The sequence below is a fragment of the Pseudomonas sp. FSO-7 genome (assembly GCF_059579345.1).
This window is the reverse complement of the sequence record NZ_CM184193.1, coordinates 2,746,113-2,757,616: the sequence shown is the minus strand read 5'-3', so window position 1 is coordinate 2,757,616 and position 11,504 is coordinate 2,746,113. Positions and strand designations below refer to the sequence as shown.

Here is an 11,504-nt window from a genome sequence, read left to right as displayed (position 1 = left end):
CTACAGGCTGAAAAGCTAATCTATGCATTCGCATTACGTATGCTCAGCACAAGACGCATCGAGCAGCTGCATAAGGTTTTCATGATTCTTGCCTCACCAGGCGCTCGGAGCAAACGTAATTCCTGCTGCTTTTGCATGAGTTTTATGAATGAACCCTAGACGACTGACGCCCTCGATGTCGCTGCTGGTTGCCTTTGAGGCCGCCGCGCGCCATTGCAGCTTCACCAAGGCCGCGGAAGAGTTGGCACTGACCCAAAGCGCCGTCAGCCGACAGGTACAAACCCTGGAGGCGCAACTTGAAATCGAACTCTTCCGCCGTGAAGGCCGCAAGATTGAATTGACCGCGGCGGGCGCGCTGTATCAGCACGAGCTGGCGGCCGCGCTGGGGCGTATTCGAAGCGCAACGTTGCAGGCCATCGCCTACAAGAACGACAGCGGCCCCTTGAACCTGGCCGTCCTGCCAACCCTCGGTTCCAAATGGCTGCTGCCGCGCATGCATGAGTTCTATGCCAAGCACCCGGACCTGCTGGTGCACATACATTCGCGGATCATCCGCGAAGACGTTCAATCCTCCACCCATGACATGAATGCAATCATCTGCGCCGGCTCGGGGGAATGGCCTGGCTACGTTGCACATCAGTTGCTCACGGAAAAGCTGGTGGTGATCGCCAGCCCGACCGCCCTGCCCGAGTACCGGGGCATGTCGCCGGCGAACGTTGCCGAGCACGCCTTGCTGAACGTCGTCTCAAGGCCAGGTGTCTGGTCGGACTGGTTCGACAAGCACAACGTCGACCACCGAAACATGCGATCCGGCCCGAGCTTCGAACTCACGGCCCACCTTATCCAAGCCGTGTCGGCCGGAATTGGAATCGGGCTGGTTCCGCAGATCCTGGTGCAGGATGAACTGAAGAGCGGCGACCTGGTTGCGTTGTTCGAACCGATGGACAGTGGGCGCAGCTACTACCTGGTCTATGCGAGCCGATACCAACACCTACCGGCGCTGAAGGCCTTCAGCGTGTGGCTTCTGTCGTTGCCGTTTCCCGATAACTGAGGTCGCCCTCACCCATTTCCCAGCATCTGCCACAACGAAGCCCCCACCCCGGTAATGCTCTCCCCGGCAATCAAGCCCGCCGCCGCGGTAATGGCGAAGCGTTCGGTGAGGCTCGGCCAGCGACAGCTCACCAGCCACGTGAGCACCGCACCGAGGGCCATCATCAGGGACACCGAGGCCGGCAAGACGAAAGCCAGGCCCAAGGCCGCCGTGCTCGGCAAGTAACGGGCCCGATGCGCCGGCAGCAGGCTGTCGAGGATCCCCAACAACAAACCGACCAGCCCGCCGATGAAAATCGCCCAGCGAATGCTCGCCGACAATGAGTCCAGGCCCAGGGTCAGGGTTTGCGCCACGGCCTTCCAGGTGGCGACCGCCGGGGCCGGCCATTCTTCGGTGAGCAGCATGGTTTGCGGGTCCGGGATCAGGGCCAGGTAGGCCAGCACGCCGACGATGCTGCCGACGAAAATACCCAGGGTCTGGGCGATCAACTGCTTGCGTGGCGTGGCACCAATCGCCCGGCCGACCTTGAAGTCGTTCATCAGGTCGGTGCACTGCCCGGCCGAGCCTCCGGCGGTGTTGGCGCTCATCAGGTTGATCGGCACCTGCCCCGGGGCGACGATGCCGAAGCTCAACTGGGACAGTTGCCCGATGGCCCCGATCGGCGGAATGCCCGTGGCGCCAACCACGCGGGCGGCCACCGCCGCCAGGCAGATCGCCAGGGGAATGGTCAACAAGGCCATCCACGGGTTGATGCCGAACAACAGCACTTGCAGGCAGACCACCAAGATGATCGACAGTGCGAAACCGGCGGCCGGCCCAGGCTTGGGGACCGTCCAGATCGCCCCGCCGCCCGCCTTGGTGGACCGGTGCAAGGCCCACAAGCGAATCGCCAGTGAGGCCAGGGTCGAGCAGACCATCAGGCTCACCCCCGGCCAGAGCAACCACTCCACCAGCGCCGCGAACTGCGGGCCGCTGCTGCCGCTCGGCAACTGCACCAGGCCTTGCTCCAGCAGCCATGGCGCCAACCCGCCCCACGCCAGCAAGGCACCGAGCAGCAGGGTCAGGCCCACGCGAAGACCAATGATGCCGCCGAAACCCACCAACAACAGCGAAGGGTCAGCGGTAAAGGTCAGGCGCTCCAGTTGGGCGCTCGGAGACCAGCGCGGGATGGCCCACATGAAGGTGTCGACCGCCTTGACCAGCCCGGACAGCAAGGCGGCGCTGAGCAGCACCTTCAAACGCGTCGCGGCTTCGTGGCCGTGGTTGTAGATGTGCAGCAGCGTTTCCAGGGTCGCCATGCCTTCGGGAAATTTCAGCGCCTTGTCATTGAGCAGTGAGGGGCGCAGGTACCAGGCAATCCAGATCCCCAGGAAACTCACCGAAAAGACCCATGCCACCATGGGAATGGCCGACAACTGCTGGCCGGTCAGCAAGGTGTAGGCCGGGATGGGCGCGACCAGCCCACCGGAGATGATCGACGCAGCGGCAGAGGCCACGGTCTGGTTGATGTTGCTTTCGTGCAGCGTCCAGGGCAGTCGCCCCACCGATCGACTGGCCAAGCCTTGCCAGATGCCATAGCCGATCAGCAAGGCAATGATCGACATGTTGAACGACCAACCGATCTTCAACCCGGCGTAGACATTGGAAGGCGTCAGCAGGATACCAAGGACGATCCCCGTACTGACCGCACGCGGACTGAGTTCGCGTTCGACGGCGGCGTTCAGGGGGAATGTGGACGAGGTTGGATGCATGCGAAGTCCTTATCGACACGGGGAAGCCGCCGCCAGACGCAGACAGGTCCCCTGTGGGAGCGAGCTTGCTCGCGATAGCGGAGTGTCAGTCGCTAGCCTTGTAACTGATCCACCGCCATCGCGAGCAAGCTCGCTCCCACAGGGATCATAGGGGTCACATAAAGCGGCAACTTAATAAGTGAACGCAGTATCGGCGCAAGGTTCACACGACGGAGGCAAGCCCTGGCGAACGTGCTCGCCAGAATCGCCAATCCAGGGGCAGGAAATGAAGCGTGTCGCGAGCGCTGCCAAGGGCCAGACACCGCATCGCGACCGAGGCACCGTCAGGCTTGTTTCGCCCCCTCGCAATTGACCATCCAGGCAATCCCGAAACGGTCTTCGAACATGGCGAAGCGTTCCGCCCAGAAGGTCTCCTCCAAGGGCATCTGAACATTGCCGCCGACACTCAAGCGCTCGAACAGCCGCTCGGCCTCTTCCACGCTGTCGACATTGAGGGAAATCGACACGCCTTGGGGTTTGCTAAACGGCTGGCCCGGCGGGCAGTCGGACGCCATCAGGCTGAAATGACCCACAGTCAGGCAGGCGTGCATGATCCGATTCGCGTCCTTGGGCATGCCGACGTCCTCAGGCGCCTCGGCAAAGGACATGGAAAACAGCTCGCCGCCAAGCACGTCCTTGTAAAACGCGAAGGCTTCCTTGCAGCGGCCGTTGAAGGTCAGGTACGGTATGATTCTCATGGTGGGTTCTCCTGTCGTCGGTCTCACGATTGATCGGCCATCTGCGCCCGCAGGCGTTCTTCCTGCTCGCGCAATTCGGGGGTAAAGGATTCGCCGAACTCCTCGAGTTCGAAGATCTGGCGGATTTCGATTTCACTGTCGCTGACCATCGGGTTCGGGCAACGCTTGACCCAGTCGATGGCCTCCTGCAATGACTGAACCTTGAAGATCCAGAAGCCGGCGATCAGCTCCTTGGTTTCAGCAAAAGGCCCATCGACGACAGTCCGGTGCTTGCCGGAAAACTGCACACGCACGCCCTCGGAACTGAGGTGCAGGCCTTCACCGGCGAGCATCACCCCGGCCTTGACCAATTCTTCGTTGTAGGCACCCATGGCGGCCAGCAGTTCTTCGCTGGGCATTTCTCCGGCTTCCGACTCCGGGCTGGCCTTGACGATCACCATAAATCGCATGCTCGTATCTCCTGAGAATGGATGGATCAAGCCGCCTTTGTGGCGGCTCTACGGACTAATCGAATGGCAATGGCCGAAATCGACAGGTCGACACCATTATTTTTCGATAGACCGTAGGCTCCCTTGCCGTGACGTCACGTCCAACGCTCAGGGATTCCACTGGAATCGGTAGATGTCTCGATAACCATTGCTTGGGTCGTACAGCAGCTTCGTCCCGCCGTCCAAGGTGATATTGTCGGCATTGACCAAGTGAACCGGTGCCACGAAGCCGCTCACCGGTTGGCCTGCCATCAGTCGATTCAATTCGTCGATCACTTGCCAGCCATGCACATTGAGCGGTTCGGCCACGGTGACGGTCTGGTAGTTTTTTTCCTGTATGCGCAAGAACGCCGAAGCGCTACCGTCACCGGCCGACAACAGACTCATGCCATCGCGAGGGATCGCGGCGCTGGCCAAGGTGGCCACCGCGTAGTCGAAATAGATATCGTTGATGGCCAACGTATGGGTCCAACGCTTGCCATGGCGCTGAAGCAATTCCATGGTGATGGACGGCATCTTCTCGCGACTTTCGGAAATCGCGACGTCGCGCACCTCCAGCAACGAGCACTCCCGACAGGCCCGAATCACGTTTTCCATGGCCTTGGCTTTCGCCATGGCGATGCTGTACCGGGAGTCGGTCAGGATCACCACGCCGGCCTTTCCGTTCGACTGCGCCACTGCCGCCATGGCCGTGATCCGAGCCACTTCGAGCGGGTCGGTCGTGACGTTCATGGCCATCGGCGTACCGTCAATCGGCCCAGGGCGCTCCCCGGCGTGCCAGCCCACCACCGGCACGCCCTTGTCGGCGAACACAGCCAGCGCCGCCTTGTTTTCAAGGGCATCGGCACCGCACAGAATAAGCCCATCGGGGTTCGCCGCCAGGGCATCGGCAAAGGCCTTTGCACGCCCGGCCGAGGATCCGGCGCCATCGAATACCCTCAGCGTCCAGCCCATCGCCTTGGCGGCCTCGCGAGCGCCCTGGGCGACGCCGACAATACCGCCGTTGCGCATATCCTCTGCGACAATGGCGATGCTCTTGCCGCGCTGGGCGCGGGGGCCGGACTCAGGGCCGCTCCAGGGAACGGCGCCGAGGGTGGCCTTGGCAACCCTTTCCTGCGCTTGAGCCACCGTCACCGTGGTGTCCGTCGTGGCTGTCAGATCCTCGCAGTATCCGGGCGTTGCCGTGAAGAGACAGAAAACCGTCATTGAAATTATCTTGAGCAACCGGGACCTGGTCATACAGGTTCGATCACCGCATGTGATGCCGGGTCTGGAGCCGATGGCGCGATCATAATGTGTCATGGCGTCTCTTTTTTTTATGGATGCAACGTTGACGTTCAGTGTCCGCAAGGATAGTCGGTTCTGCTGTCATCGGCCCGAAAGGGAAATTGCAAGTTTGTAACATCCTTCCCGGTCCTCGCGGGAGATCAGATGCCTTGGCAGCGGAAAGCACGGAAGAACCGTTACAGATCGAAATCACCCTGTCCATCCCCCCGGCTGCAGGTGTATGGCACTGGTGCAGCCCGCAATACTTGCGCGGCCCCAAGCCATTCGATCAGTAGCCCGAAGCTGCCACATGACTATGCTCTTGGAACAGACACGTAGCGGAGAATCAGTCCCCATGACCACGAATCTTGCCGATATTTATAACGACTACATTGCCTGCCTGAATGCACAGAATTGGAAAAACCTAGGCCTTTTTGTGCACCAGGAGGTGGTTCACAACGCGAGACGATTAGAGTTGCACGGCTATCAAAGCATGTTGCAAGCGGACTATCGGGACATTCCCGGCTTGCGCTTTGAAGTCGAATTCCTGGTGATCGACCCACCCAAGTTGGCGGCTCGCCTGGCATTCAATTGCACGCCGGCTGGGGAGTTCCTGGGCCTTGCGGTCAATGGAACACGGATCTCCTTCGCGGAAAACGTCTTCTACGCCTTCGAGGACGGCAGGATCCGCGAGGTCTGGTCGATTATCGACAAGGAAGCGATCGAAGCTCAGCTCCAATCAACGTAGTGGATGGATGAAATGTAATCCGAGAAGCAATCGCGCTCGACACCCATTATTCGACGCGCCTCGAAGTGAGGAACCTGCCGAGCGCATAGTCTGCGAGCCACCCTGGAGGAGATGGCGATGACACGCACCCGCTTTTTTGGAAAAACCGTACTGGCCTGCACGTTCATCCTGGCGATGATTGGCTGGGGGATTGGCTTCTACGGCCCGCCGATCTATATGCAAGCGGTCATGGAGCGCACGGGTTGGCCGATCGCCCAGGTCTCGACTGCCGTGACCCTGCACTTTCTCAGCGGCACGATTGTCATCGCCAACCTGCCACGTCTTTATGCACGCTTCGGCATACCCGCCATCACCTTGCTTGGCAGCATTGTCCTGGGTATCGGCGTGAACCTCTGGGCTCAGGCCAACCAGCTCTGGGTGCTGTATGCCGGCGCGGTCTGCTCGGGTATCGGCTGGGTGACATTGGGTGCGGCGGCTGTCAATACCCTGATCGCGCCGTGGTACGTCAAGGAAAGGCCCAAGGCCCTGGGCAAGGCCTACAACGGTGCCAGCCTGGGTGGGGTGATTTTTTCGCCGCTGTGGGTATTGCTGATCGAGCGTTTCGGCTTCGCCACCGCAGCGCTGGTGATCAGCGTCATCGCCGTGCCGCTCATAGGCGCCTTCGCCTTCCTGGTCTTTAACAAGAGCCCACGAAGCCTGGGACAACATCCCGACAACGCGGATCAGCCGGAGCCCGTGCCGATCAACACCAGCGCCATGCCATGGACGACAATGCAGACGCTCAGATCGGCGAGTTTCCGCACCCTGACAGCCGGCATGTCCCTGGGGCTGTTCGCCCAGATCGGCTTGATCGCGCACTTGTACTCGATCCTGGTGGGACGCATGGGTCCCCATGACGCCTCATTCGCCCTGGGCCTGGCCACCGCCAGTGCGATGGGCGGGCGATACGTCGCCGCGCGCCTGATGATCCAAGGAATGAACCGTCGACAACTGGCCTGCCTCGGCTATGCCATTCAGATGCTGGGGACACTGATGCTTCTGGGCCTGGACCTTCACCCGGCAGTGGCCTGGATAGCCGTGGTGCTGATCGGTTCGGGCATTGGCAATGCCACCTCCTTGCCGCCACTGATTGCACAAGCCGAGTTCAGCCGTGAACACACCGCCAGGGTTATCGCCCTGATGGTCGCGATCAGCCAGGCCACCTACGCCTTCGCCCCGGCCTTTTTCGGCTTGGTGCGCGCCGCCTTCACCGATCCGAATCACGCCATCGTCGCTGTTGTGACAGCAGCGGTCATCGTGCAGGGGCTCGCCATTTTGTCGTTCTATCGGGGCGTATACGCTCGCCCGCTCATAAAAACCGTTTTCTGAGCGCTCGCCTTGGTCAGGGAATACATTGATCGGGCGGCAAACTGACCGCCCGTTCCAGCGACGGCGTTACGCTACCCGCTAAGAACGGAACGCATCAACCTTGAGTCCAAACCGACTCATTTTGTTGTACAAGCCGCCACGGGACACATTCAACCGTTGCGCAGCCAGGCGGATGTTTCCCCGCGTGTCCTTGAGGGCGGCGATGATTGCATTCATTTCATGGGTGCCCAGGTCCGGCGCCGTCCGCGGCTCAGGCACACTGACCCACGGCGCTGGCCGCCCGCGCGGCCTGATGTCCAGCGCAAGATCGCTCGGTTCGATCAGTTCGGTCATCGCCAGGTTGGTCGCTCGCTCGATGACGTTTTCCAGCTCACGGACATTGCCCGGCCAGTGATAGGCGCCGAGCATCTCCAGCGCCTCGGGTGAAAGGTCCTGCATCGTCTTGCGCAGCGACCGGGCACACCGCGCGAGAAAATACCGCGCCAGCAACGGCACATCTTCGCGGCGCATCCGCAGCGGCGGCACCGTCAGGCTCAACACGTTGAGCCGGTAGTAAAGGTCCTCACGAAAGGCGCCCTCGGCCACCGCCTGGCTCAGGTTGCGGTGGGTGGCGGCGATAATGCGAACGTTGACCCGCAGCGATTTTTTCGCCCCCACCCGTGTCACCTCGCCTTCCTGCAGGACACGCAGCAAGCTGACCTGCGCATCGAAGGACATGTCACCGATTTCGTCGAGGAAGATCGTCCCGCCATCGGCCAATTCGAACTTGCCTGCCGACCCACCGCGAGCCGATCCGGTGAAAGCGCCTTCGACATGGCCGAACAGTTCGCTCTGCACCAGGTCACGGGGGATGGCCCCGCAATTGACCGCCACGAAAGGCCCGCCACAACGGTCGCTGGCATTATGAATGGCCTGGGCGAACAGTTCCTTGCCTGTGCCGCTCTCGCCAAGGATCAGCGTGGTGGAATCACTGCGACTGGCAATCCGCGCCAGGTGCACTGCATCCTGAATCGCCCGTGAGCGGCCCAGGATGGTTTCAAAGGTGTAGCTGGCCTGGGTGCCCATGATCCGCCGGGTGATTTCCCGGATGCGCCGATTCTCGCGCAACGAAACAATCCGCCCGCCTTGCGCCAGCGGGCAGACCGACACCAGGCAGGCCAGATGGCTGCGGTCGTGCAGTTCAAAGGTGCAATCCAAGTCCCGTACCCCTTCCCCGCCCCCGAGCAGGACCGCATCGGTCAATTCACTCTTGCCCAGGCTCTTGAACGGACTGCCGAGCAGGTCATGCCCCACGCGGAACAACTGTCGGGCGTAATGATTGAGGGCCTTGATGCAGCCCCGCTCATCCAATACCACCAACCCCTCGTTGAGCACTTCAAGGACGGTTTGTTGTTCTTCGAGCAAGGCTTGTAGCGTCATCTGCCTGGAGACGGCCTCGGCCGCGGCCTGGACGGTGCCCAGCGTATGGAAATGAAACCAGCCCGGCTCCGCCGTCAAGGTCAACATCCCCAGCGTCCGGCCCTGGGCATCGCGGATCGGCGCGGCGGCGCAGTGCATGCGGCGTTGGCGCAGGCCAAGCCCGAAGTTCTCCTCGGCCAGCACATACACCAAGCGGTCTTCGATGATCGCAAGCCCGGTGCAATTGGTGCCCTGCACCGATTCCAGCAGGCGACTGCCTATGGGGGTGAGATCCAGGCCACAGAAGTACAACGTCGTGCCTTCGGCATCGGTCAGGTTGATATGGCCCCTGGGGTTATAAGCGAGCAAACCGCGCATGACTTGCGCCGCCGCGGCGATCAGCAGCCGGTTGGCGGCCAGGGTCGCGGTCAGGTCGGCAGGCGCGACAAAACGGTACTCGCCGTCTTCCGGATCGAGGCCGGCATTGACGCTGCGCAACCAGGATTCCCAAATCACCCGCCGGATCCCGACAGGGCGATTGGTCTCCCCCCGCAAGCACGCTCGCCAGGCCTCATCCAGCGCAACGCTGGGTCCTTCGTTCAACGACGCAGGGCCCAGGGTGGTGAGGTAATCGCGGTCTTCGGCGCTCAACGCTGCAGGTTGCTGATCCATTATTCGGCCACATGTTCATATTTTCGACATGTCAGTATAGACATGTCACCAAAATGAACATCAAATCAAATTAAATCCATTAAATATCAATCGCTTAGCGATTGGCACAGCGCTTGCTCTCTGCCTAAACAGACGAGGACATTCTTACCGCCGAGTCGTAAAAACAATAAAGGGAGTCATGTTCATGAGCACATCCAAGACCCTCCGCCTTGGCCTCATCGGCGCCGGCCGCATGGGCAGTTTTCACGGCCTGACCGCCGCCCGGCACATCCCCGGCGCGTGCCTCGCCGCCATTGCCGACCCTACCCCCGGCCAGGCCGCGCGCCTGGCCGCAGAGCTGGACGTGCAGAAGGTCTATGCCGATCCACAGCAACTGCTTGATGACCCGGACATCGACGCCGTGCTGATTGCCGCCCCGGCGCGCAGCCATGCCGAACTGGTGATCAGTGCCGCCCGGGCCGGCAAAGGGGTGTTCTGTGAAAAACCGATGGCCATCACCCTGGACGAAGCGGACCGCGCCATCGCCGCCGCTGCCGATGCACAGGTGACGCTACAAGTCGGCTTCAATCGCCGTTTTGCCAGAAGTTTCCGCACCGCCCATCTGGATGTCGTTGCCGGCCGGATCGGTACGCCACAACTGCTGCGCTCGCTGACCCGTGACCCGGCGCTGAACAACCCGGCCGCGTCGCCGCAATGGGTGATCTTCCTGGAAACCCTGATCCATGACTTCGATACCCTGCGCTACCTGAATCCGGGCGCCGAGGCGGTTGAAGTTTTTGTGATGGCCGATGCTCTGATCGCACCGGACTACAAGGACAAGGGTTTTCTCGACACCGCGGTGGTCACGATCCGTTTCGACAATGGCGCCATCGCCACAGCCGAGGCCAATTTCCAGGCCGTGTATGGTTACGATGTCCGCGGCGAAGTGTTCGGCAGCGCTGGCATGCTGACCATGGGCAACGTCAACGACTCCGACTTGCTGCGGTACCTGGCCAATGGGGTCCAGGCCGACACCCAGCGCATGGACACCGACTTGTTGCGTGATGCCTATGTGGCCGAACTCAACCACTTTGTCAGTTGCGTGCGCAGCGGCGAAAAACCCTTGGCCAGCGGTGAAGATGCCCGGGCGGCACTGGCCATTGCCCGTGCTTGCATCGAGTCCTTCCAACAGGGCAAAGCAGTGCGTGTGCAAGGAGCGCGTTCATGAGTTTCATACCGTTCAAACTGGCGATCAGCGCCGAGATGGTCTTCCTCGACCTGCCCTTTACCGAGCGGGTCAAGCGCATCCATGCGCTGGGCTTCAGCGTCGAGATATGGAACTGGGCGAGCAAAGACATCCAAGCCCTCGCGGCGACCGGTGCCGACTTCACCTCCATGACCGGCTACCTCACCGGCAACCTGACCGACCCCGACGATATCCAGCAACTGCTCGACAGCGCCCAGGAATCCTTGGCGGTCGCCGCGCAATTGGGTTGCCCAAGCCTGAACCTGCACGGCACCGGCCTGGGTGATCAAGGCCTGCCGGTCAGACCCGTGACCCAGACCACCGGCCGCATGTGGTTGAGCGCCTGCAAGACGCTGGAAAAAATCGCCCGCCTGGGTGAAGACGCGGGTCGGGTATTCCTGCTGGAAAACCTCAATACCGAAGTCGACCACCCGGGCACGCCGTTCGCCCGCGCTGACGATACTCTGGCGCTGATCGAGGCGGTGGGCAGCCCGCACCTGAAGATGAACCTGGACCTTTATCACGCGCAGATCGGCGAAGGAAACCTCATCGAACTGATCCAGCGCGCCGGCAGCGCCATCGGCGAAATCCAGGTCGCCGACGTCCCGGGTCGCATGGAACCCGGCACCGGTGAAATCCACTATCCCGCCATTGCCAGGGCCCTGTTCGGCATGGGATACAGCGGTGTCGTCGGCCTCGAAGGCTGGGCCAGCGGTGACAGCGAGATCGCGCTTGAGCGTTTCCGGCAGGCCTTCACGCTTGATGGATAAAGCCCGCGCCGAATTCAACACGTGCGGCAG

10 protein-coding genes are annotated in these 11,504 nt (G+C 61.5%); 5 read left to right on the top strand and 5 right to left on the bottom strand.

What is annotated here, in order from left to right:
* The first annotated feature begins 148 nt into the window (after positions 1 to 148).
* The gene (locus tag AC515T_RS12170) at positions 149 to 1,051 is read left to right on the top strand and encodes a LysR substrate-binding domain-containing protein (protein ID WP_496532667.1); all 903 of its coding nucleotides are present in this window, start codon (positions 149 to 151) and stop codon (positions 1,049 to 1,051) included.
* 8 nt (positions 1,052 to 1,059) lie between these two features.
* On the opposite strand, the gene AC515T_RS12165 is transcribed toward AC515T_RS12170, so the two are convergent.
* The 4 genes from AC515T_RS12165 to AC515T_RS12150 form a co-directional block, all read right to left on the bottom strand.
* Positions 1,060 to 2,802: an OPT family oligopeptide transporter gene (locus AC515T_RS12165; RefSeq protein WP_496532666.1), complete on the bottom strand. Its 1,743-nt coding sequence runs from the start codon at positions 2,800 to 2,802 to the stop codon at positions 1,060 to 1,062.
* A gap of 323 nt (positions 2,803 to 3,125) precedes the next feature.
* Entirely contained in the window at positions 3,126 to 3,539 is a 414-nt protein-coding gene (locus AC515T_RS12160; protein WP_496532665.1) for a VOC family protein, read from the bottom strand.
* 23 nt (positions 3,540 to 3,562) lie between these two features.
* Positions 3,563 to 3,988, bottom strand: a complete 426-nt coding sequence (locus AC515T_RS12155; protein ID WP_496532664.1) for a YciI family protein — start codon at positions 3,986 to 3,988, stop codon at positions 3,563 to 3,565.
* 147 nt (positions 3,989 to 4,135) lie between these two features.
* The gene (locus AC515T_RS12150; protein ID WP_496533123.1) at positions 4,136 to 5,155 is read right to left on the bottom strand and encodes a substrate-binding domain-containing protein; all 1,020 of its coding nucleotides are present in this window, start codon (positions 5,153 to 5,155) and stop codon (positions 4,136 to 4,138) included.
* A 493-nt stretch (positions 5,156 to 5,648) separates the two neighbouring features.
* On the opposite strand from AC515T_RS12150, the gene AC515T_RS12145 reads away from it, so the two are divergent.
* A complete protein-coding gene (locus tag AC515T_RS12145; RefSeq protein WP_496532663.1) occupies positions 5,649 to 6,041 on the top strand; it encodes an ester cyclase in 393 nt (130 codons plus the stop codon).
* A 117-nt stretch (positions 6,042 to 6,158) separates the two neighbouring features.
* The gene (locus AC515T_RS12140; RefSeq protein WP_496532662.1) at positions 6,159 to 7,409 is read left to right on the top strand and encodes an MFS transporter; all 1,251 of its coding nucleotides are present in this window, start codon (positions 6,159 to 6,161) and stop codon (positions 7,407 to 7,409) included.
* Positions 7,410 to 7,487: 78 nt separating this feature from the next.
* Here the strand turns inward: AC515T_RS12140 and AC515T_RS12135 are convergent, their stop codons facing one another.
* The gene (locus tag AC515T_RS12135) at positions 7,488 to 9,479 is read right to left on the bottom strand and encodes a sigma-54 interaction domain-containing protein (RefSeq protein WP_496532661.1); all 1,992 of its coding nucleotides are present in this window, start codon (positions 9,477 to 9,479) and stop codon (positions 7,488 to 7,490) included.
* Between the two features lie 184 nt (positions 9,480 to 9,663).
* Here AC515T_RS12135 and AC515T_RS12130 point away from each other — a divergent pair, with 184 nt between their 5' ends.
* Both AC515T_RS12130 and AC515T_RS12125 read left to right on the top strand, forming a co-directional pair.
* The gene (locus AC515T_RS12130) at positions 9,664 to 10,686 is read left to right on the top strand and encodes a Gfo/Idh/MocA family oxidoreductase (RefSeq protein WP_496532660.1); all 1,023 of its coding nucleotides are present in this window, start codon (positions 9,664 to 9,666) and stop codon (positions 10,684 to 10,686) included.
* On the top strand, positions 10,683 to 11,474 hold the full coding sequence (locus tag AC515T_RS12125) for a TIM barrel protein (RefSeq protein WP_496532659.1): 792 nt from the start codon (positions 10,683 to 10,685) through the stop codon (positions 11,472 to 11,474). Before AC515T_RS12130 ends, AC515T_RS12125 begins: the two co-directional genes overlap by 4 nt.
* Positions 11,475 to 11,504: the final 30 nt, after the last annotated feature.

Excerpts from the sequence above, each read along its gene's own strand:
- AC515T_RS12170 (WP_496532667.1), top strand. The coding sequence starts at position 149 with ATGAACCCTAGACGACTGACGCCCTCGATGTCGCTGCTGGTTGCCTTT.
- AC515T_RS12125 (WP_496532659.1), top strand. The coding sequence starts at position 10,683 with ATGAGTTTCATACCGTTCAAACTGGCGATCAGCGCCGAGATGGTCTTC.
- AC515T_RS12130 (WP_496532660.1), top strand. The coding sequence starts at position 9,664 with ATGAGCACATCCAAGACCCTCCGCCTTGGCCTCATCGGCGCCGGCCGC.
- AC515T_RS12145 (WP_496532663.1), top strand. The coding sequence starts at position 5,649 with ATGACCACGAATCTTGCCGATATTTATAACGACTACATTGCCTGCCTG.
- AC515T_RS12135 (WP_496532661.1), bottom strand. The coding sequence starts at position 9,479 with ATGGATCAGCAACCTGCAGCGTTGAGCGCCGAAGACCGCGATTACCTC.
- AC515T_RS12155 (WP_496532664.1), bottom strand. The coding sequence starts at position 3,988 with ATGCGATTTATGGTGATCGTCAAGGCCAGCCCGGAGTCGGAAGCCGGA.
- AC515T_RS12160 (WP_496532665.1), bottom strand. The coding sequence starts at position 3,539 with ATGAGAATCATACCGTACCTGACCTTCAACGGCCGCTGCAAGGAAGCC.
- AC515T_RS12165 (WP_496532666.1), bottom strand. The coding sequence starts at position 2,802 with ATGCATCCAACCTCGTCCACATTCCCCCTGAACGCCGCCGTCGAACGC.
- AC515T_RS12140 (WP_496532662.1), top strand. The coding sequence starts at position 6,159 with ATGACACGCACCCGCTTTTTTGGAAAAACCGTACTGGCCTGCACGTTC.